This is a genomic window from Nostoc sp. LPT, assembly GCF_017115165.1.
Taxonomy (GTDB): domain Bacteria; phylum Cyanobacteriota; class Cyanobacteriia; order Cyanobacteriales; family Nostocaceae; genus Nostoc.
The window spans coordinates 23,299-43,785 of sequence record NZ_JABXKF010000029.1; the positions used below are offsets into that span (position 1 = coordinate 23,299).

The following is a 20,487-nucleotide window of genomic DNA, read 5'->3' on the forward strand; positions in this document are numbered from 1 at the left end:
TTAAGAAATAGTTGATGACCTTAACCTGCCAAGGATGCCCTACTCTCTACTCGTAAGTCTGCAAAACATAGAAAAGCCCCCCATACCGGGAGGCTGAAAAGTTAGCGGAGACAACTTGTTAAACTACAGCGATCGCTCCTCCTAATGCAGAGAAAATGGCGGAGACGAATGCTGTAGCAAACAGCCACCACGCTGCTGTAGCTGCGGCTTTGCGGGTTTCTTCTGCTTGCCGCTGTGCTTGATGCTTCACCTGTTCTAGGCGGCGTTGGGCTTCCTGCTGTATGCGTTCTGCACGTTGCAATACTGTGTTGCGTGCCCGTTCAATTTGGTCGATGATCCGGTTAGCATCTTCTTCGGAGATGTCCTCACGAGAACTCATAATTGCCACTAGGGTATCACGGTCAAAGGAGGACAGGCGATCGCGCAGGGCATCAAACCCCGCTTGGGGATCGTCAAAAACTGTGCGAACATCGCGCTTAATACCATCATAGTTAAGTTCCGGGCGATCCAGGGAGTTGAGATAGTTACGAATGCGGGCAAAAACCCCATCAATTGCATCTTGAATGCCGCGTTGGATACTCCGCACTTGTTCAACAAATTGATCCCTTACGGACACTATATTATCGGCAATCCGCGCTGCTTCTTCATCAGAAATATCTTCCCGAATTTTCAGCAGGGCGATGATCGTAGAACGGTCAAACTGTCCAAGGCGATCGCCAAAGCTTTCTACGCCAACTCGCGGATCGTGCAACAATAATTGCAAGTCGCGTTTGATACCTTCAGGATTGAGTTCTTCTTTGCCAGTTTGGCGCAGATAATCTTCCAAATAACCTTTGAATGATTCTACTCTTTGCTGTGTGCGGCTAGCTAGGCGACGAGGCGCACGCACAAAGTTACGAATCGAAGTTTGGGTGGAATCAATGATTTCATTGACTTGTTCTTCACTCAAGTCTTGGCGTTGACTGAGCAATTTCACTAATGTATCTCTGTCTACCTGCGACAACCGACGGCGCAGTGCGACGGCTCCCTCTTTGGGATTTTCAAACAATCTGGTCAAGTCTCGCCCAATACCTTCTGGATTCAGTTCTTGTTTGCCAGTATTCCGCAGATAATCTGCGATTGTTGTCGTCACAGAGTCGTATTGCTCTTTTGCTTTATCGACTACAATTTGGGGTGTGTGGCGAATACTATACCATGACTCCTCAGTAGCATTGATGATTTGATTAACTTGATCTTCACTCAAATCTTCCCGCTGACTCAACAATTGCACTAAGGTATCGCGGTCAAAGCGAGACAAGCGTGCCCGAATTGAGCTAATTCCAGCTTGAGGATCTTCTAGTAGCTTTTTGAAGTCGGCGCGAATACCATCAGGATTCAGTTCTGATTTTCCGGTGTTACGCAGATATGATTCTACATTTAGCCACAGGGTTTCTGCTTGATATTGTGCCTGTTCTGCTAGTCCTTTGGATTCTACCAAGACGCGATCGCGTTGTTTTTCCAACTCATCGAGAATGCTGTCTACTTCATATAACTGGACATCATTACGTTGTAGCAATATCTGCCGAATTTCTTGGCGGTCAAGGTGCGCTAGTCGTAATGTCAGGGTTTCATAATCTGCCTCTGAGTCTTCCAAAAGTGGTTTAAAATTCTGCTCAATGCCTTCAGGTGTCAAATCTGCCTTCGGAGTAATGAGCAGATAACTTTCTACTGCGCGTTGCAAGTCTTGGACGATATCTCTTTCTTCAACAGCTCTGACTGTTATTAGCACTTCTTGGCGGACAGTTTCTAGCTGATTTACAATGCGCTGAATTTGACCTTGGGTAAGCAATCCCCGTTGTTGCAAAATTTTGGCGAAATCATTGCGGGATAGTCGTTCTAGTTCCCTGCGGACGATTCCAGGGTCAGCTGCTGGGTCGTAGATGACATCATGAAATTCCTGGGCAATTCTTTCTGGACTCAGTTGCCAAGCATAAGTATTGTACAGGTAGTTTTCGACATCAGCCCGAATTGGACTATAGGGTTGTGATGGTGTTGGCAAGCCTAGCTTATCTGCTTGTTGGGTGACTTTATCTTTAGCGCTAGTGAGACTACCTAAGATTTTTTCCACATCCAAATCAGGCAAATCTGCCCGTCCCAGCACAGTGGCGGTTAAGGCGGATAGTCCTTGCTGGATTGTACTTTGAATTGGCCCAGAGGCTGCCTTTTGGTCAGATTCTTTGGAATCACCCTTTTCTGCTAATAACCGATCCAGCTTGGCATTGAGTTCATCTGTTTTGGTTTGTCCTGGTGGGAGTGATTTCAAATAATCCATCAACTCACCCAAACGGTCTTCGGTGGGTGGTTGTTGACTTACCACTTGCTGCCAAACTTTATACAAAGTATCAGCAATGCGGCTAACGTCTTTTTTAGAAAGATCGGTGCGGCTGCTGACTAACTCAATAAACTTTTGGCGGTCGATGTTGCGGATATCTGGAGTCCCGGCGATCGCTTTTAATTGCGGATCGTTGAGTAAATTTTCAAAATCACTCCGAATTTTTGATACATCTAGCTCTGGAGGACGGATCTTTTCTAAGTAATCTTCAATGTTTTCCCGGATACTCACGGGGTCGATGGCGCTTCCTAGTTCTCGACGGACGGCGGCGGCGGCGGCTTCAGCTGTGGCTACCACTTGGCTATTCACAGCTTTAGCGCCTAGTGCGGCGGTAGCAGTCCCCATAATCGCCTGAAACCCAGATGTTGCCGTATTGACAACTGAGCCAATTAAGGAGCCTACGGTGGTGGAACTTACCCAAACTAAAAGCAAAAAGTAAGCACCCCAAATCACCAAACCGAGAATCGCTCCCAATCCTCGGTCTGAGATCACAAGGCTCAATTTTACTGCTAGATAAGAAGCGATTAATAAGGCGACCGTCACAGTGAGTAATGTCCAAATCCCTACTGCTGTGCCGATTTTGCGAATGCTGCCACCCAAACTCCCGACTTCCCCATTATCTGAATCCGAATCAGATGAGTGCCCCAGGTAGGAAATACCGGCTGCAAGGGAGAGATTAGTTAGAACTAATTGGAAAGCAAAGGCAAGAATCACCCCGGAGATTAAAGCCACAAAAAAGCGCGGCCCGGAAATGAGAACCGATGCTTGTTCTGGTGTGACGTTTGAGCGTTCTACTGGAACCTGTGCTAACCACAATAGTGGTTTATGCAGTCCCACCATGATTTCCGTACTTTGGAACATTGGATTTCCTTCTACTAAGTTTAGATTTGGGGGAATTAAGAATTTCTTGAGAAGTAACTCTTAGTATTTATTATGTTTGTACCTATGGCAATACCTAACCCTTTAGATCAGAATCGTAGAATTTAGCTATTTAAAGCATCTCTCCAAAGGCTGAAAACTCTATCCAGCGTAAGATATAAATTTTAGTCTCCTTCAGTATAAATTTTAATAAAATTGGCAACACTATTAATTAATTACCACTAATTTTTAATTTTAATTGCTTACTTGAGAGGGAATGATTCTATTGAAATACTAGTTAATTCTTAAATTATTTAAATCTATTTAAATATCTATTTTTTATCACCCTCTCCAGGTGGATTTGTTTCTGATAATACTTTCTGATAATCGTCCCTAAGAAGTGCTTGTGGTTTGTGTCTATGGGCAGAAAGGATTTTAATTATTAAAAGGTACATTAAAGTTAACAAACGAATTGTTGAGGATAAAAAAATGGCAACTCGCTTTTCCAGTAGAGATTTGCCAATAATTTCAACAGAATACAATGGTTGCGATCGCAATTATTTTGTGTTTGGTTGGACTCTTCAAGCCGAAATTTAGAACGGTCGTTTGCAATAATTGCCTTTCTTGCCTATTTAGTTTGGGATTTAGTTCGCTATGGCGTTCTGTGTGACGTTTTGCGCTTGATTGATTACTAAAGCATTAAAGAATAAAAACCAACTTGATTAGGAAGGAAAAAACAATGGAAACTCGTCCATCTACTGATTTATCATCTACTACTAAAGCTTACAATGGCCGCGATCGCAATGAATTTCTGTTTGGTTTTACTCCCCAAGCCGAAATTTGGAATGGTCGCTTGGCAGCTATTGGTTTTCTTGCCTATTTACTTTGGGATTTAGCTGGTTATAGCGTCCTGCGCGACGTTTTACATCTGATTGGCTACTAGAAAAACTAAACACTTAAAAAACTACTAGATTTTGGAGAAAAAAATGGCAATTAAAGAAACTCGTTCCTCTACTGATTTACCACCTGTTGCATCCGAATACAATGGCGTAGACCGTAATGCATTTCTGTTTGGTTTTACTCCCCAAGCCGAAATTTGGAATGGTCGCTTGGCAGCTATTGGTTTTCTTGCCTATTTACTTTGGGATTTAGCTGGTTATAGCGTCCTGCGCGACGTTTTACATCTGATTGGCTACTAGAAAAACTAAACACTTAAAAAACTACTAGATTTTGGAGAAAAAAATGGCAATTAAAGAAACTCGTTCCTCTACTGATTTACCACCTGTTGCATCCGAATACAATGGCGTAGACCGTAATGCATTTCTGTTTGGTTTTACTCCCCAAGCCGAAATTTGGAATGGTCGCTTGGCAGCTATTGGTTTTCTTGCCTATTTACTTTGGGATTTAGCTGGTTATAGCGTCCTGCGCGACGTTTTACATCTGATTGGCTACTAGTAGCCTTACCATAACCATTATGATAGATTAAAATAGTCCTTATCTAAGCACTTTAGTGCCTAGATAAGGACTAAATTGTTTACTACGAACTTATCAAAAAATTGAGCAACTTGCTTACCGAAAACGACTCATGATACAAGCCCCTAAATTTATTTATGGGGATCAATAATGCAAGAATTTTGAATTTTGAATTCGGAGCGTACCCCTTTGGGGAAGCAAGCTACGCGTAGCGTCTCGTAGAGAAGCGACGTGACTCTTCTCTTCTACTTATTTACCAATTGTTGTACTAGGATATAACGGTATCAGTTTTCCACACCCACCTCCCGAAGTTTAATTGGTTGCATAGTAGCGAAAAAAGCCACCTAGTTTTAGGTGACTTATCTACGATCAAAATTTGATAAAAATTACTGAAATTTTAAACAGTTATTATTCCTCAATAGAACTGGGAATACCCAAAACAGCACAGGGAAAATTAGAACCTAGAGCCCCAATCATCGGATGATTGACAGAGTTGCAACCTAGAAACAGAATATCGGCAGCTTCTGATTTAACAACTTTGTTAAGTTCTGTGGCAATGGGGCCGAAGCGCAGGTGAGATTTGAAGGAACCTTGCCATTCTTCAGCTAAACTCCGGGCTTGCCAGAGAATTATATCTGCTTGTTGTAGGGGAGCGATCGCTGTCTGTAATTTGGGTTGAGTTAATACCTGTGTGACAGACTTTGATATTTCACTGACTTGACATTCCAATGAAGGCTGTTCTTGGGGAAAGCTTAAAATATTTGGATACTGACTGCTTTGATTATCTTCTACCACATAAACAGCTTGAACTGTAACTTCTGTATTGGTGGCCAAACGCGTTTGATGGGCAATCCAAAATGCAATATCTAATGCCGTATGACTGTTGGGAGATGCGTCATAAGCAACAATTAGATTAACTGCTTCCGCCTTTTGAGGTTTTTTAGAAAAAGGTTTGTTTGGTTCTGGCAACAGTACCATTTGTTCAATTAAGTCATCTCGACCTGTGGCACTTTGCAGACGTGCTAACATTGGCTTGATTTGCACAGCTTTACTTCTCCTAATGAAATGAATTAGCAATGAGAAGCAGGGCGACCAATTTGAGATTTTGGACTTCGGCTACGCTCAGTCGAACGATTTTGGATTTTAGATTGAGTGGTGATAACCAAAATTTCAAATCTTAAATCAGTTAAGGAAACCCCAATAATAACTGTATTACAGCCAAAGTCTTGGGGGTTCCTTCCATTGCCTACGGAGTTAGCTGACGGGCTAAGACTGGAAGGTGTCTCTCTCTTAGGAGTGCTGAGTGCTGAGTGCTGAGTGCTGAGTTAATATTAATAATTCTTAACTTTTGACTCTTAACTCCTCATTTTCTATGAGATACGCCCCACAATATGGTTCCTCCGTTCCAAATCCAGCTTTCATGAATTTGAATTAGGCTACCCACTAAAAAAATGATAATCTAATTTACTCGTCTTGGGTAAAATATCGATCGAGGAAATTTAAGGCATGGTTGCGGAGTTCAAAATACTCTTTTGAGTTTCGCATGGCGGCGCGATCGCGTGGACGCTCAAAAGGAACTTTTAAAATCTCCCCGATATTAGCAGCTGGGCCATTGGTCATCAAGACAATGCGATCGGACATATAAATTGCTTCGTCTACATCATGGGTAATCATCATCACTGCTTGACGATTATTTTCCCAAATATCCAATACCTGCTGCTCTAATTTGCCACGAGTTAGTGCATCTAATGCTCCAAAAGGCTCATCCATCAGCAACATTTTGGGACGAATTGCTAAGGCTCTGGCAATACCTACTCGTTGTTTCATACCTCCAGAAATTTCATCGGGATATTTGTCAGCCGCCGCCGTCAAGTTTACCATTGCCAAGTGTTGATTTACAATGCTAATTTTTTCAGCCCTCTTAGCATTTTTTAACACTTCATCCACGGCTAAACGGATATTTTCTCGCACTGTTAACCAAGGTAACAGCGAATAGTTCTGAAATACCATCATCCTTTCTGCTCCCGGCTGACGAATTTCTTGCCCATCTAGCCTGACTGAGCCGGAAGTTGCTTTTTCTAAACCAGCTACTATTTTTATTAGAGTTGATTTCCCACAACCTGAGTGACCAATTACAGAAATATATTCATCTTCACCAATCGTCAGATTAACTCCATCTAAAACGACAAAGTTATCTTTATCAGGTGTCGGATAAGACTTGACTAAATTTTCAATTTCTAAAAATCCAGGGCGGGGCATAACTTCGGTCTGGGTATTAATAGGTAATGAGGTATATTCCATCATCAAAGGCTCCGGAAATAATTTAGTCAATCAAAATTTAAACTTGGGATTTAAGACATGAAAAAACGAGTGGGAGCGTTAGCCCTGATGGCAAAACTATTCAGATAACCCACCGGATCGCTGGGATCGAAGCCTTTCTTATCTATAAATACTTCTGGTGGTTCGACCTTGTAATCATCCTTGGGACACTCGATGCCCATGTCAGATGCTATCTCTCGATATAAATCTGCTCTCCAGCCAAGTTCTGCTAGTTTCTCGGCATTTTTGGGGAATTGCTTAATTTGTCCCCACCGTGCTGCTTGTGTCATCAACCAAATACTTCTGGATCTCCATAAGAATGTAGAGTGTTCTCCTGGCTGTTTGGGAAAATTATCAGGGATATCGAAGAAAATCGTGGTGTCAGCAGCTTTGATGGTGCGGTCTTTGCCGTCAAAGCCGCCATAGTTATAATTGCCGAGAATTCCGGGACTTGTCAACTTAGCGATTGGGGCATCTTTATTTTTAGGTCTAGCACCTGTAAAGGAACGATCTGTAAGCAGTTCGGCTACTTCTTGGCGGTTCTCTACTTTGCTGCAATACTGACAAGCTTCAATCATCGCTTTGACGAGGGAACGATAGGTTTTGGGATATTTGTCAATAAAGGATTCCATCACCCCCAACAAACGATCTGGGTGTCCTAGCCAGACTTCTTTACCTTGTGCGAAGGTAAAGCCGATGTTTTCGTTACCTGTAATTGCTCGTGTATTCCAGGGTTCTGCAACCATATAAGCTTGCATCGCACCAATCCGCACGTTTGTTACCATTTGGGGGGGCGGAACGATGATGATCCGAAACTCCTTGAAGGGATCGACACCAGCGGCGGCAGATACATAGCGGACAAAGTATTCGTAAATGGCGGAACTCAGAACAACTGCCCAAACTTTGCGTTCTGGCGGCTGCTTGTCAAAATAGCCTCGGAAATCGCGCCCAAAGGCTTCTAGGGCGCCATCGCCATGTTTTTCTTGATACTCATACCACGGACGCAACCCAAAATCCCACATAGCTTTGTTCATCGTCATGGCGTTACCGTGGCGATGAATGGTCATGGCTGCACACAAGGGGGCGTGGCGTGCGCCTTCAGCACCAATTCTGGCGTTGGTGACTGCACCGGAGACTACGGGTGAGGCATCCAGGCGACCAAATATTACACCGTCGCGGGAAGTAGCCCAACTCGCTTCGCGGTTGAGTGTGACGTTCAAACCATATTTGCGGAAGAAACCTTTTTTCCAGGCGATTGCAAATGGCGCACAATCATTAACGGGAACATAACCAATGGTAAGGTCAGATTTTTCTAGATCTTGGGATCTAACTAATGGTTGTACAGCTAAGGCTTCTTCAGTTAGTCCTTTAGCGGATCTATCTCCTGAAATCGCACAGGAAGATAACGCTATTCCGGTTGTGGTTGCTCCGATTCCTTTGATAAAGTCTCGTCGAGTCCAGTTATGAGCACCCATTCTTGTAGCTCCATTGGTGATTAATTACTCACGCTCCAGGTGCAGAGTATCGTTATATTTTGCTATTTTGAACGCAACCAAATTTTGTTAGTTGGAAGTTGTAGGGCGATGGGTGACAAATTCTTGGATTTTACCCACAGCGTAATCTAAAATTAACCCAGTTAAGCCAATTATGAACACAGCTAAAAAGACTGAACTTAGGTTTAAGCGACTCCATTCATCCCAGACAAAAAAGCCGATACCAATACCGCCTGTAAGCATTTCTACAGCAACAATTACTAGCCAAGCTATCCCTAAACTAATTCGTAAACCTGTAAAAATATACGGTAAGCTTGCAGGCCAAATTATTTTTATAATTCGTCGTGAACGCGGCATTTCCAGGACTCGTGCCACATCTAAATAATCTTGGGGAACGCTAGAAACTCCTAAAGCGGTATTAATAATTGTTGGCCATAAGGAAGTTATGAATATGACAAAAATGGCGGAAGGATCTGCTAAGTTGAAAATTGCTAAGGCGATGGGTAGCCAAGCTAGAGGCGATACTGGTTTAAAAATTTGAATGATCGGATTAAACGCTAGCATTGCCCGTCTGGACATACCAATTAGAAACCCCAAAGGAATTGCTACTACCGCACCTAATAAAAAGCCTAGTAATACTCGACGCAGACTTGCTATTAACAACCAACCAATCCCTAAATTACCTGGGCCTCGCTTGTAGAAGGGATTTAAGATGTAGTCTAGATTTGCGATTAGCGCTTCTGGTGGGGTGGGCATCAATTCATGATTGGCAAGTGCAATAATCCACCACAGTATAATTATTCCCAAGAAGCCCAATACAGGTAGAATGAAGACATCTTTAAGGATAATAGGTTTTGCCTTTTTCCAAGTTGCTTCTCCAGCGATCGCTGCGATCGCTGCTAAATTTAGTTGAAATATCATTTACGACCTCAACAGATTTAAGTGCAGGTACAAAAAATTCGAGCAGTACCAGCCTTGGACACCGATGAGATCGGAACATTATAAAAATGCCGTCTCTTCAGTCTCCTCTCAATGCCTACGAAGTTAGCTGACGGGCTAGGGCTGAGAGATGCCCTTCTGAAAAAAGTTATGAGTTATGAGTTGAATATTTACTAAAGTAACTTCTAACTCCTGACTTTCTCTGAGATACGCCCCACAATTTGGTTCCTCCGCTCCAACATCACGCACTGTGATCTGTTGGATTAGGCTGACTTACTCTAAGTAAATACTAAGTTATGTACATTCTAACATTGATATACATAATATAACATAGATGGTACTTCAGTGAAAGTATCTGTCTGCTGATAGTTGTTGTTTATTTTGTTACTTCAGTCGTCTGGTTAACCTAACTTTTCGCTAATCCAGAAAATTGATAATTTTAATTATCTTGTGGATTAAATCCTTGCACAGTGAGCTAAATAATTTTGTTAAGTCAAGTCACAAGGCTGTTAATTGCTAGACTAATTTTAATAAGCTCAAGATATATATTATACTTTTATAATATTATGTATGAGTATTAATGCTCATAAAAATTAAATTGTGTTAAATCTATTTCTTTTAGTAGATGAAAAATATTATTAATTGTGGTATGGCACCACTATAGTCGCTAAACTATTTGGATATGGAAGTTTACTCATCTATCTTCTAGCTGAATTTAACATAATGGATTTTAGTCAAGTACTGGCTGAAAAAACGGAAACCATCCTTGATAAATGGATTTTAGCGGTTCGTAGGGATAGACGGATTGAAAGTGCTGATGACCTATCTTATACAGCGGTAAAAGATCACATTCCTGATGTTTTGAAAGCTATGGTGACAGTGCTTTCAAAATCTCAAGAGAATGATATTCAATCAATAGTTACTGCCAGTTTTCAGCATGGAGCGATTCGAGCCGAACAAGGTTTTGATCCAGCAGAAATTGCCAGAGAATATCATCTGCTGCGAACAGTAATATTTGATGCTCTACAACCAGATTTATTAGAGGGAATTCCGTCAGAGATAATTCGTTCCATGCGTTTGATTGACGCTATTATAGACGAAGCGATCGCTCGATGTTTCAAAAGTTATGTTGAGGAACGCTTACGGGAATTACAGAAGTTGCAAGCATCACTAACGCTCCATAATGATGAACTGACGCGGCTAATTAGCGCTAATCAAGAGTATCTTTCCCAACTAGCCCATGAATTGAAACATCCCCTAACTTCCATTATTGGTTATTCGGATCTATTTTTACGCCAACAACGACGAAAGACTGATATCAAAGACAGCTTTAGCAATTTAGAACATATTGAGCGGGTACTACGCAATGGTAGACAGTTACTCCATCTAATTAATGATGTACTAGAACTTTCGCGCTATGACGCCGGGCAGATAAAACTCCAATCAGCACCTACCGATGTGCGTGAATTAATCGATAATGTGTGTGAAATGTTGCAACCTTTAGCTACGGGAAAAAATTTACAACTCGTAGTCGATTGCGATCGCATTCCCGAAAAATTAATTACAGATTCTTTTCAGTTGCAACAAATTGTTACAAATCTTATTAGTAATGCGATTCGTTATACAGAGTTGGGGACTGTTATTATACTGTGTCAGGTGTTGGAGAACCAGAGATGGGCGATCGCAGTTTCTGACACTGGAGTTGGCATTGCACCCGAAAACCAAGCCCAGATATTTGAACCCTACTTTCGCGTGAGTTGTAGCGATCGTCCCTATCTTCCTGATAGTACAGGATTGGGATTAGCGATCGTCTCGCGTTTAGTAAAACTATTGCAAGGTCAAATTAATCTAGCCTCGCAGGTAGGCGTTGGTTCTACTTTTACCGTAATTTTTCCTTTAGAAGTGGGATTTTAAAAGCGACTGGAAGTCGCGGCTACACAAAGCTTAGTCCACCTGCGTGGACTAATACAAAATCAAGGGTTTTAAACCCACGCAGGTGGGTTTTGTCTGTATAGCCGCGATTTCCAATCGCCAAGGCTTTACAAACATCCTCTAAGCTCGACTTTATCCAAAATTAAGAACTCGCTTTCTTTATCCGGCAAAAACCCTAGCTTTTTGGCAAATACTTTTTCCACGTCACAGATTATAGATGAAGTTAAAAAAGTAAAACTACTGTCCTACAAAGGTTTCAGCTTAAGCGATCGCCTTGCGAAAAAAATGGATAAAGTCGAGCTTAGGGATGATGTCTCATCCCCATTTTTTATTTTTCTATTTCATCTACAGCTTTGGGAACCCCCGCAGTTAAAATCTCATGTCCCCCAGGTGTAACTAACACATCGTCTTCAATACGAATACCAATCCCAACCCATCGAGGATCGGTCTGTGGCTGGTCTTCTGCTAGTTTGGTATCTGGCACAATATATATTCCTGGTTCCACTGTCAAAATTTGACCTGGTTGTAAAATTTGAGGTTTGTCTTCACCATGCTGATAAACACCGACATCATGGACATCTAAACCTAACCAATGACTGGTGCGGTGCATATAATATGGTTTATATTTTTCTTCTTCAATTAACTTATCAATTTCACCTTTGAGAATGCCAAGTTCGACTAAACCTTCTGTAAGAACGCGCACTGCTGTATCATGAACTAATTTGAAAGGATTACCTGGTTGGACTTGAGCGATCGCTTGTTTTTGTGCCTCCAAAACAATCTCATACAACGTCTTTTGTTCTGGCGTAAACTTACCTCCAACAGGAAATGTCCGGGTAATATCGGAGTTGTAATAACCATAAGCACAACCGGCATCAATTAGCAGTAATTCTCCATCCTGCATTTGACGATTATTCTCAATGTAATGCAGTACGCAAGCATTTACACCAGAAGCCACAATCGAAGGATAAGCAGGCCCTAACCCACCCCGCACTCGAAAGATGCGTTCCATCTCCGCCTGTATTTCGTACTCATAACGTCCCGGTGCGGCGATTTCTTGAGCATAATTGTGTGCTTCAGTTGCGATCGCAGCTGCTTCACGCATCAATTCCAACTCAGCTTCGCTTTTGATCAATCTCATGCTGTTGAGGACAGGGCCAGTATCTTCAATAGCGATCGGCCCAGTACCGCGCTTCGGATAAGTCCGCAATAAACTTTGGTAATGTCTTAGAATTTGGTCGGTAAAATTGCGATCACGTCCTAAATGATAATAAATCCGGCTGGCTTTTTCTAAATACTGCGGTAACTTTTCATCTAACTCGCTAATCGGGTACGCTTCATCAGCACCATAAATTTCCTTGGCTGCATCTACCCCACAAAGATAACCAGTCCATACTTCCTTTTCGCGATCCTTCGGTTGGACAAACAGCACAAACCGATGTTCTGAATGATGCGGCGCTAACACTGCTACTGCTTGTGGTTCATTAAAACCAGTCAAGTAAAAAAAATCGCTATCTTGGCGATAAACATACTCGACATCGTTGTGCATCACTGCCATTGGCGCACTGCGAAAAATGGCTGTCCCATCACCAATTTTTGCCATTAACTGCTCGCGACGCTGCCGATATTCTGCTTGCATAGTTGATCTACTTTTAAAAGTATTGTGTTATTTTACACTTTTAACAACTAGCAGATGCACAGATGATGCCTCTTAAATAGTTGCTAATCTAAGTTATTCTAACCAATATTTGTTTCCACTCAAGTTATACACCAGAATACAGAATTCAGGAATAAAACACTCTTTATACTTGGGTAACAGATTTAGCTTGTGTATCTCACTTTCCTTGAAATCTGCTGTAAATTATGGGATAAAAATCAATTATCTCGAAAGACTCAGATTTTCTAGTTTTTAAACAATTCAGAAATCTTGTTGTTATCGAATGATTTAGGATATTCATAAAGTTAAATAAGTTTTAAATGTTTATTTTATACAAATTTTGGTTTTTCATAAATTTAGCAACACACAGTAAAAAATATGTCCACTCAACCCTTAATAAAAAAAGCGATCGCTTACGTAACCAACAAAGATAAATTAATGGTGTTTACACATACTGATTTTCCTGAAGCTGGCGTGCAAGTACCTGCTGGTACAGTTGAAGAAAGTGAGGAGCCATCTGATGCTGTACTGCGAGAAATTTATGAAGAATCTGGTGTTAAGGGAGTTCGCATTATTGAGTTATTGGGTATTTATCAATACAATATGACTCCCTATCGGAATGAAATTCAAGAACGTTATGTTTATCATCTCGAATTAACGTAAGTGTTCACCATCTACTTGGCGGCATTGGGAAATACATCCAAGTAGCAGCAAAAACCCTATAGCCTTTGATTTTTATTGGGTTAAGTTGGATAGCTCAGATTTCGGTCTAGCTGGTGGTCAAGGTTACTTTTTATCTAAGCTTGTTCAGAAATTAAAAAATAGTGGTTCTTCAGCCAATACTTAAGAAAGTGCCAAGAAAATAAAGGCAAAATTATACAAATCTATTAGGAATAATGTAGCGATCGCTTTTATCTTAAGTAAGTCGGTATAGTTAAACATAAAATAAAATTCTAGTTTGTAGTTAGAGATTCATCGTCAAAATAAAGATTATCAGGACTATCTAAGTTTAGAAAAAATATATGGCTAGTGCGTATATTTTTATCTGACTGATTACCATTTAAAAATATAAGTAGATTTTTGATACAACATTTAAATATTAAAAAAACTAGATAAAACAATAGTTTTTTCTCTATCAATAATTATATATAAAGTACAAACAATATTTTATAATTGCTTGTCTAGAACTTGAAAAATTTAGAATAATAGTTTATAACAAACAGATATTTATATTCAAATAGTGACATTAATAAATAAAAAATAGTTATAAAGAAATCTTGAAAATCAGGTAAATGTTATTTCGTTACAGAAAGAGATTGGCAAAAAAAGTTAAAAGAATATAACAACCAATCATAAAAATAAACCATGTCTGGAAATCAAAATTCCTCACCTTTAGCTTTGAATACATCTCGATTAGTATCAGATTCTTTTGCCAAATCAGAAATCTTGACAACTTCTCTTAAGAGTTTAAATTATGATTTGGGGTTTGGAAATAAGAGTTCTTCACTAGCACTAGAAAGTAAACAGGTGACTGCGCCTGTTAAAACGTCAGCAAATCCCAATCCTAATCCTTACTTAACTAGCGCGGCGATTACTCCTGACTTTAACGGTGATGGTAAAACAGACAAAGTTTGGGTCAATTCTTCAACTGGTGAGATTATCATTCGGTTAATGGATGGTGCAACAGTTCTCGAACAGGGTTCTTTGGGTCAATTTGACCTATCCGCCTATGATTACAAAATTGCTGACTTCAATGCTGATAGCAAAACCGACTTCTTGTTACGCAATAAGACAACCGGTGAGAATAGCGTTGTCCTGATGGATGGAACAAAAGTTGGTAGTGCGGCGGCTCTAAGTAGCGTCGATCCCGCCTGGACTCCTCAGATTGGAGATTTCAACGGCGATCGCAAAACCGATATCTTCTGGCATAATGGCACAACTGGCGAGAATGCTATCTGGGAGATGGATGGCAGTACAGTTCTGAATGCAACTGTTCTAGACACTACAAACACAGCACTAACTCCTACCATTGTTGATTTCGACGGCAATGGTAAGAGTGACATCTTCTGGCGCGATCAGACCACCGGCGATAACACAGCTTGGTTTATGGATGGTACGCAAAAGACTGAATTGGCGCTGCAATCACAAGATCCCGCCTGGACTCCTACCCTTGGTGATTTCAACGGCGACTATAAGACTGATATTCTGTGGAGAAACGCTCAAACCGGTGAGAACAAGGTTTGGACGATAAATGGTATCTTAGTCACAGAAGGTGCTTTGGGCACACTTGACTCATCTTGGACTTCCAAAATTGGTGACTTCAACGGTGATGGCAAGACTGATATCTTCTGGCACAATGGAACCACAGGTGCGAACACCGCTTGGTTGATAGATGGCACAACAGTTGCGACTGAAGCTTTCTTACCAGCTAATAACGCCGCCTTGACACCATCCCTTGGCGATTTCAACGGCGATGGCAAGACTGATATCTACTGGCGCGATCAGACAGCAGGTACAGACAACATTTGGACTATAAATGAAACCACAGCAGTTGAGACTCCAATCAGCGACGCAGATAAACTTGGCCCAGAGTGGTATACGTTCTAAAATCAGAATTTAGAATTCAGAATTCAGGGGATGCAGGCAGGAGTCATTATTCTCCCTCTGCTTCCTCTGCTTCTTTTTTAGTCTCCAATCACCAGTCCCTTTATTCAAAATTTGTAACTCAAAACCTGAATTTCCCCATTCTCCGGCAAATCTTTAGGGCTAATGGAAATACTATCTGCACTGCTACGCCGCACTTTCATACCTTGCATTAAGGTTAGAAAATTATCCAGTGGTGAAAGATCGCACTTAGCAGCATCAGCCGCTTGTGTCCGATAATGAGTCGGAATTACCAACTTGGGATTTAATACTTGAACAGCCTGCTTTGCTTCCTCAGCATTGTAGGCTTTTGCACTGCCTCCCACTGGAATAAATGCCACATCGGGACGCCCCATCAAGATTTTTTGCTCAATGGAAATAGGTGCAGCAGCTCCGCCTAAGTGTAGGATATTAATTCCGCCTTGCTTCCAACTCCAAGCAGTATTTGAACCAAACTGCTTACCGCCTTTGCGATCGTGGTCTATGGCAATTCCTTGGAATTTAATCCCTTTAAACTCATAAACTCCCGGCTCGTAGATGAGTTTTGCATTTCCCGGTAGTACATCTACTGCACCTTCATCTAGCAGTTGGCTGCTAATCAGTACCAAATCTGCTGCAACTTTTGGAGGACGATACTTAGCTGTACAGCCGATTGAGCGAAATGGATTGACGAGAACTTTCGCACCACCACCAGTAAAAAGAAAGCAAGTATGACCCAACCACTGAACTGATAAACCGCTAGATTGTGCGTCAGCTTGAGATTCAGAACCCAAGGTAGTAACTAAAGCTGTTACCAACCCCGCCCCAGCATAGCCCATCAACTGTCGTCGTTTCATTAATTATGCTCTCGACTGTAACTGTTCCAGAAAATTTCGCAATAACTGTTTTCCTGAAGATGTCAGGACACTCTCTGGGTGAAACTGGACGCCCTGAATGTGAGGATAGTTCCGGTGTCGCACTCCCATAATGGTGTTATCTTCAACCCAAGCGGTGATTTCTAACACATCTGGGCAAGTCTCACGTTCGATTACCAAACTATGATACCTGGTGGCGGTTAAAGGATTTTCTAATCCCCGGAAAACCCCCACTCCAGTATGAGACACTTGAGAGGTTTTGCCATGCATCAACTCTGGAGCAGAAATTATTTTACCACCGAACACTTGACCAATGCTTTGATGTCCTAAACAGACACCCAAAATTGGTAACTCTTGTCCTAGCTGTTCAATCAATTCTAAAGAAATACCAGCATCTTCCGGGCGACCAGGCCCAGGAGAAATAACTACGGCTTCTGGCTTTAATGCCTGAATCTCATCTATGGATATCTTGTCGTTACGAAAAACTTTAATATCATTTGCCACTGGGAACTCTGCTGCCAATTCTCCCAGATATTGCACTAAGTTATATGTAAAACTATCGTAATTGTCGATAACTATAATCAAAGTTTATAACTCCTGGCTTTTATCACTCATCAGTTGCAACAGCATAGACAAATATCTCATACTAAGTGAGTGGGCGTGAATAATTAAAGGTTTGTATTAAGTGACTTTAACCCTTAAAATAGAGTTAGAGTTGGTTACTACGAACCAATTTAATTAATTTCAGATTGCATAACATAGTTTGATTTATTCTTGCCTACTTATTTATTTGTTCGCTAGATGTCAAAATAACGCTAAAGTGGACACGTAAATATGAAGCGGCTACTCTATGATCAGCCACTTGTTCAATTCTAAATTGCTTATAATGTGTTCTCCAGGGGATCGGACATGTAGATCCTCTTATCGGCTCACTTGGCGATGCCTGCGGTGGTCACTGAGCTTTGTCGTACTACTTGCCTACGGCACGCTACACGAACGTGGAAGCAAGCTAGCAAGAGCGTCCCGTAGAGAAGTACGGGCTACATCCGAGCAAATCACCTCTACAAAGTCGATATAATTAACCTTACCAGGGGAGGGAGCAATAGCGTACCTGCTACTAACATCGCTACGAAAGCAGAGACAAGCACTGCACCAGCCGCACAATCTTTAGCAATTTTTGCCAAATCATGGTATGTCTGCTTAACGGTTAAGTCCACAACGGACTCGATCGCTGTATTTAGTAACTCTAATGCCAAAACTAAACCACTAGTTATACCAATTACCGCAATTTCCACCGCTTGCAGATGCAAAAAAACGCTTAAAGCGATCGCCATTGCACAGACACTTATGTGGATGCGAAAATTACGTTGAGTTTGAAAACTATAGCTGATTCCAGCCCAGGCATATTTAAAACTAATAAATAAATTAGAGGCTACTTTCCAGGAGAATTCCCGTTCGTTAGACACTAGTGTTTGTAACGAGGTAGGCGTTGGTGAGGGAGAAATTTTTTGGGACATACACTTAAAAACACAAGAACAGAGTTGCTACAGTGGGAACATTCGCCGATTTTAATCGTGGAATTAACTTTGAGGCAATCTTTAAGCAAATTTCCACAAAAGTATTATAAAAGTATTACCCAAAATTAACATTAAAGAATACATGAAGTACTACTATTCCATGTCAATAGCAATACCTATTGCATTCAGCAATCTCACTTGCTGTTCTAACATTCGCCCCAAACTTTTTTCATCAGGATGATCCCAGCCCAACAGGTGCAATAAACCGTGAGCAGCTAACCAGGCTAGCTCGGTTGGTAAGCTATGTTCCTGCTGTTGAGCTTGACGTTGTGCTGTATCTACAGACACAATAATATCACCTAAGTATAAGGGGACAGAGGCAAGCATTTCTTTGCTTTGAGGAAAATCTACCTCCAAAGCAGCAAAAGCTAAAACGTCTGTCGGCTTATTTTGCTGACGATATTGAGCATTCAGTTCTTGAATTTGCGAGTCATCTGTCAAACGCAGCCCGATTTCATAACTTGGCGCTGGTGGAATCTGAGGCTGAAGTATTTCCAACCAGTGATTAAACCAGTTTTCCCAAGTTTCAGGAGTAATTCGGGCATTAGTATCGTCAATCTTTACAGATATTGTCGGAGACAACTCATAAAAATACTCCTCCACATATAGTTCAACTCTCAGGGGCACATAGTCTCCTTGTCTGAGGTTTACGATTTGTCGTTAGTGAGTGAGGTAAGCAAGACCAACAAGCAGAGCTAAAAGCCCTACAGCAGTCAACGCAAAATGCTTTAGGGAAGTTCCACCTTTTCGCACCATGTTTCGCATGGCGAGTTTGACGTAGCTAGGTTGAGGTTCTGTTGAAGGAGAGTTGCTCATAGTTATTTGTCTACAGACTCTTTTATAACTGTAACAGTTGGTCTGGAATAGAATTGCGATCGCCCATATATTGCTAAGGCGCTTCTGTGTGAAACGCCTTAGAAATCGAGATATTATGTAACAACTGCCTCTATACTAGAGTGTTTTCTACTAGTTTATTTTCTTGGCGTAGATAAGCTTGGATGAATGTATCAAGTTCGCCATTCATCACATCGCCAATCGCTGTTGTTTCTGTGTTTGTACGCAAATCCTTCACCATTTGATAAGGGTGAAACACATAGTTACGGATTTGGTTCCCCCAAGAGGCTTCCACCATATCGCCACGAATTTCGGCAATTTCTTGGGCACGTTGCTCTTTGGCTATGACCAACAGCTTTGCTTTGAGGCGATTTAGGGCTTTTTCTTTATTTTGCAGCTGCGATCGCTCTTCTGTACAGCGCACGGCAAGACCTGTAGGAAGGTGAACAATCCGTACCGCAGTTTCTACTTTGTTGACATTTTGCCCACCTTTACCACCAGAACGAGTTGTGGTGATTTCCAAATCTTTGTCTGGAATATCCAATTGCACAGAGTTATCAATCTGTGGCATCACTTCTATCCCTGCAAAACTGGTTTGTCGCTTACCGTTAGCATTAAAAGGTGAAATCCGCACTAAACGATGTGTACCCATCTCCGAACGCAAGTAACCATAAGCATAGCGACCGGTAATTTCTAGGGTTGCCGATTTAATTCCGGCTTCATCACCTTTTGACTCCTCAGCTAAAGTTACCTTATAGCCGTAAGTTTCAGCCCAACGGGTGTACATCCGCATCAGCATAAATGCCCAGTCTTGAGCATCTGTGCCACCAGCACCAGCGGTAATCGTCAGTACAGCACCTTCCGCATCATAGGGGCCAGAAAGTAATTGTTGTAACTCCCACTGGTCAAGGTCACGATTCAGTTTAGTGATGGTAGATTCGGCTTCTTGGAGTAGTGCCTCATCGGTTTCTAACTCCAACAACTCAACAACTGCCTTAGTATCTTCCAAATTGGCGTGCCAGCGATCGTATTGCTGGAGGTGGGCTTTCAGGTCGTTAAGTTTTGAGAGCGTTTGTTGGGCCTGGGTTTGGTCATTCCAGAATTCTGGCTGTGCTGATATTTTTTCGAGGTCTTGAATTTTGGCTGTCAGTGCAGGTACGTCAAAGATAGTCCTGGGTTTTACCCAGGCGGTTAGACAACGTTTCGATTTCGCGTTTGAGTTCTAAGACTTCCATAGTGCTTGCTGAATGATAGATAGAGCGCTTTAGATTGGAAAATCGCTCTTTATTCTACTTGTATTTATTAATTTTAGCTGTAGTTGGGCAAATTCTCTTGGCACCACTTAGTAAGTTTCAAAAATTACTTGAAATTATCAAGTGCTTCTTTGGTGAAAGAAGTGGTTTGATTTTGTTGTTGCAGATAGGCTTTGATAAACAAATCAATTTCACCGTTTAATACTAATTCTCTAAAAGCTGGCTACAGATGAGATAATAAGATTTAATGAGAAGAGGGATATCCAATGTCAGGGGTCTATCAA

18 protein-coding genes, 1 pseudogene and 2 riboswitches are annotated in these 20,487 nt (G+C 41.5%); of the genes and pseudogenes, 7 read left to right on the plus strand and 12 right to left on the minus strand.

Annotated elements, in window-relative coordinates:
* Positions 1–118 precede the first annotated feature (118 nt).
* Positions 119–3,232 (minus strand): MFS transporter, encoded by a 3,114-nt coding sequence (locus HWQ58_RS06035; protein ID WP_292859091.1) that lies wholly within the window; start codon positions 3,230–3,232, stop codon positions 119–121.
* A gap of 486 nt (positions 3,233–3,718) precedes the next feature.
* Between HWQ58_RS06035 and HWQ58_RS06040 the strand changes: the two are divergent.
* The 4 genes and pseudogenes from HWQ58_RS06040 (at position 3,719) to HWQ58_RS06055 (ending at position 4,684) form a co-directional block, all read left to right on the plus strand.
* Positions 3,719–3,924: pseudogene (locus HWQ58_RS06040) on the plus strand (high light inducible protein).
* A 44-nt stretch (positions 3,925–3,968) separates the two neighbouring features.
* Positions 3,969–4,172, plus strand: coding sequence for a high light inducible protein (locus HWQ58_RS06045; protein ID WP_292859093.1), 204 nt, complete (start codon positions 3,969–3,971; stop codon positions 4,170–4,172).
* Positions 4,173–4,215: 43 nt separating this feature from the next.
* Positions 4,216–4,428, plus strand: a complete 213-nt coding sequence (locus tag HWQ58_RS06050; protein ID WP_292859095.1) for a high light inducible protein — start codon at positions 4,216–4,218, stop codon at positions 4,426–4,428.
* A gap of 43 nt (positions 4,429–4,471) precedes the next feature.
* On the plus strand, positions 4,472–4,684 hold the full coding sequence (locus tag HWQ58_RS06055) for a high light inducible protein (RefSeq protein WP_292859095.1): 213 nt from the start codon (positions 4,472–4,474) through the stop codon (positions 4,682–4,684).
* A gap of 426 nt (positions 4,685–5,110) precedes the next feature.
* On the opposite strand, the gene HWQ58_RS06060 is transcribed toward HWQ58_RS06055, so the two are convergent.
* The 4 genes from HWQ58_RS06060 to ntrB all read right to left on the minus strand — a co-directional run bounded on the left by HWQ58_RS06060 (position 5,111) and on the right by ntrB (position 9,435).
* Positions 5,111–5,731 carry a universal stress protein gene (locus HWQ58_RS06060; protein WP_292859129.1) on the minus strand — a complete coding sequence of 207 codons (621 nt, stop codon included), beginning with the start codon at positions 5,729–5,731 and terminating at the stop codon, positions 5,111–5,113.
* Between the two features lie 202 nt (positions 5,732–5,933).
* A riboswitch (cyclic di-AMP (ydaO/yuaA leader) is annotated at positions 5,934–6,150 on the minus strand.
* Between the two features lie 16 nt (positions 6,151–6,166).
* The gene (locus HWQ58_RS06065; protein WP_292859132.1) at positions 6,167–7,003 is read right to left on the minus strand and encodes a nitrate ABC transporter ATP-binding protein; all 837 of its coding nucleotides are present in this window, start codon (positions 7,001–7,003) and stop codon (positions 6,167–6,169) included.
* Positions 7,004–7,053: 50 nt separating this feature from the next.
* Positions 7,054–8,496 (minus strand): ABC transporter substrate-binding protein, encoded by a 1,443-nt coding sequence (locus tag HWQ58_RS06070; protein ID WP_292859097.1) that lies wholly within the window; start codon positions 8,494–8,496, stop codon positions 7,054–7,056.
* Positions 8,497–8,583: 87 nt separating this feature from the next.
* A complete protein-coding gene (gene ntrB / locus HWQ58_RS06075) occupies positions 8,584–9,435 on the minus strand; it encodes a nitrate ABC transporter permease (RefSeq protein ID WP_292859099.1) in 852 nt (283 codons plus the stop codon).
* A 97-nt stretch (positions 9,436–9,532) separates the two neighbouring features.
* A riboswitch (cyclic di-AMP (ydaO/yuaA leader) is annotated at positions 9,533–9,733 on the minus strand.
* Positions 9,734–10,176: 443 nt separating this feature from the next.
* Here ntrB and HWQ58_RS06080 point away from each other — a divergent pair.
* Positions 10,177–11,367, plus strand: a complete 1,191-nt coding sequence (locus HWQ58_RS06080; RefSeq protein ID WP_292859102.1) for a HAMP domain-containing sensor histidine kinase — start codon at positions 10,177–10,179, stop codon at positions 11,365–11,367.
* Positions 11,368–11,713: 346 nt separating this feature from the next.
* Here the strand turns inward: HWQ58_RS06080 and HWQ58_RS06085 are convergent, their stop codons facing one another.
* The gene (locus HWQ58_RS06085; RefSeq protein ID WP_292859105.1) at positions 11,714–13,024 is read right to left on the minus strand and encodes an aminopeptidase P N-terminal domain-containing protein; all 1,311 of its coding nucleotides are present in this window, start codon (positions 13,022–13,024) and stop codon (positions 11,714–11,716) included.
* Positions 13,025–13,420: 396 nt separating this feature from the next.
* Here HWQ58_RS06085 and HWQ58_RS06090 point away from each other — a divergent pair, with 396 nt between their 5' ends.
* Positions 13,421–13,705 (plus strand): NUDIX domain-containing protein, encoded by a 285-nt coding sequence (locus HWQ58_RS06090; protein ID WP_292859108.1) that lies wholly within the window; start codon positions 13,421–13,423, stop codon positions 13,703–13,705.
* Between the two features lie 702 nt (positions 13,706–14,407).
* Complete coding sequence (locus HWQ58_RS06095) at positions 14,408–15,649, plus strand: VCBS repeat-containing protein (protein ID WP_292859111.1); 1,242 nt, start codon at positions 14,408–14,410, stop codon at positions 15,647–15,649.
* A gap of 104 nt (positions 15,650–15,753) precedes the next feature.
* On the opposite strand, the gene HWQ58_RS06100 is transcribed toward HWQ58_RS06095, so the two are convergent.
* From HWQ58_RS06100 to prfB, 6 genes are all read right to left on the minus strand, one after another.
* On the minus strand, positions 15,754–16,521 hold the full coding sequence (locus HWQ58_RS06100) for an MBL fold metallo-hydrolase (protein WP_292859114.1): 768 nt from the start codon (positions 16,519–16,521) through the stop codon (positions 15,754–15,756).
* Positions 16,522–16,524: 3 nt separating this feature from the next.
* Entirely contained in the window at positions 16,525–17,124 is a 600-nt protein-coding gene (locus HWQ58_RS06105; protein ID WP_292859117.1) for an aminodeoxychorismate/anthranilate synthase component II, read from the minus strand.
* Between the two features lie 476 nt (positions 17,125–17,600).
* Entirely contained in the window at positions 17,601–18,056 is a 456-nt protein-coding gene (locus HWQ58_RS06110; protein WP_292859120.1) for a diacylglycerol kinase family protein, read from the minus strand.
* A gap of 153 nt (positions 18,057–18,209) precedes the next feature.
* Entirely contained in the window at positions 18,210–18,737 is a 528-nt protein-coding gene (ybeY, locus tag HWQ58_RS06115) for an rRNA maturation RNase YbeY (RefSeq protein WP_292859135.1), read from the minus strand.
* A 39-nt stretch (positions 18,738–18,776) separates the two neighbouring features.
* Positions 18,777–18,932 (minus strand): DUF3285 domain-containing protein, encoded by a 156-nt coding sequence (locus HWQ58_RS06120; protein ID WP_104904774.1) that lies wholly within the window; start codon positions 18,930–18,932, stop codon positions 18,777–18,779.
* 130 nt (positions 18,933–19,062) lie between these two features.
* Positions 19,063–20,185, minus strand: a protein-coding gene (gene prfB, locus HWQ58_RS06125; RefSeq protein WP_292859123.1) for a peptide chain release factor 2 whose coding sequence is annotated in 2 segments (ribosomal slippage) — positions 19,063–20,112 and positions 20,114–20,185 — 1,122 coding nt in all. Because the reading frame shifts where the segments join, the coding sequence is not laid out codon by codon here.
* Positions 20,186–20,487: the final 302 nt, after the last annotated feature.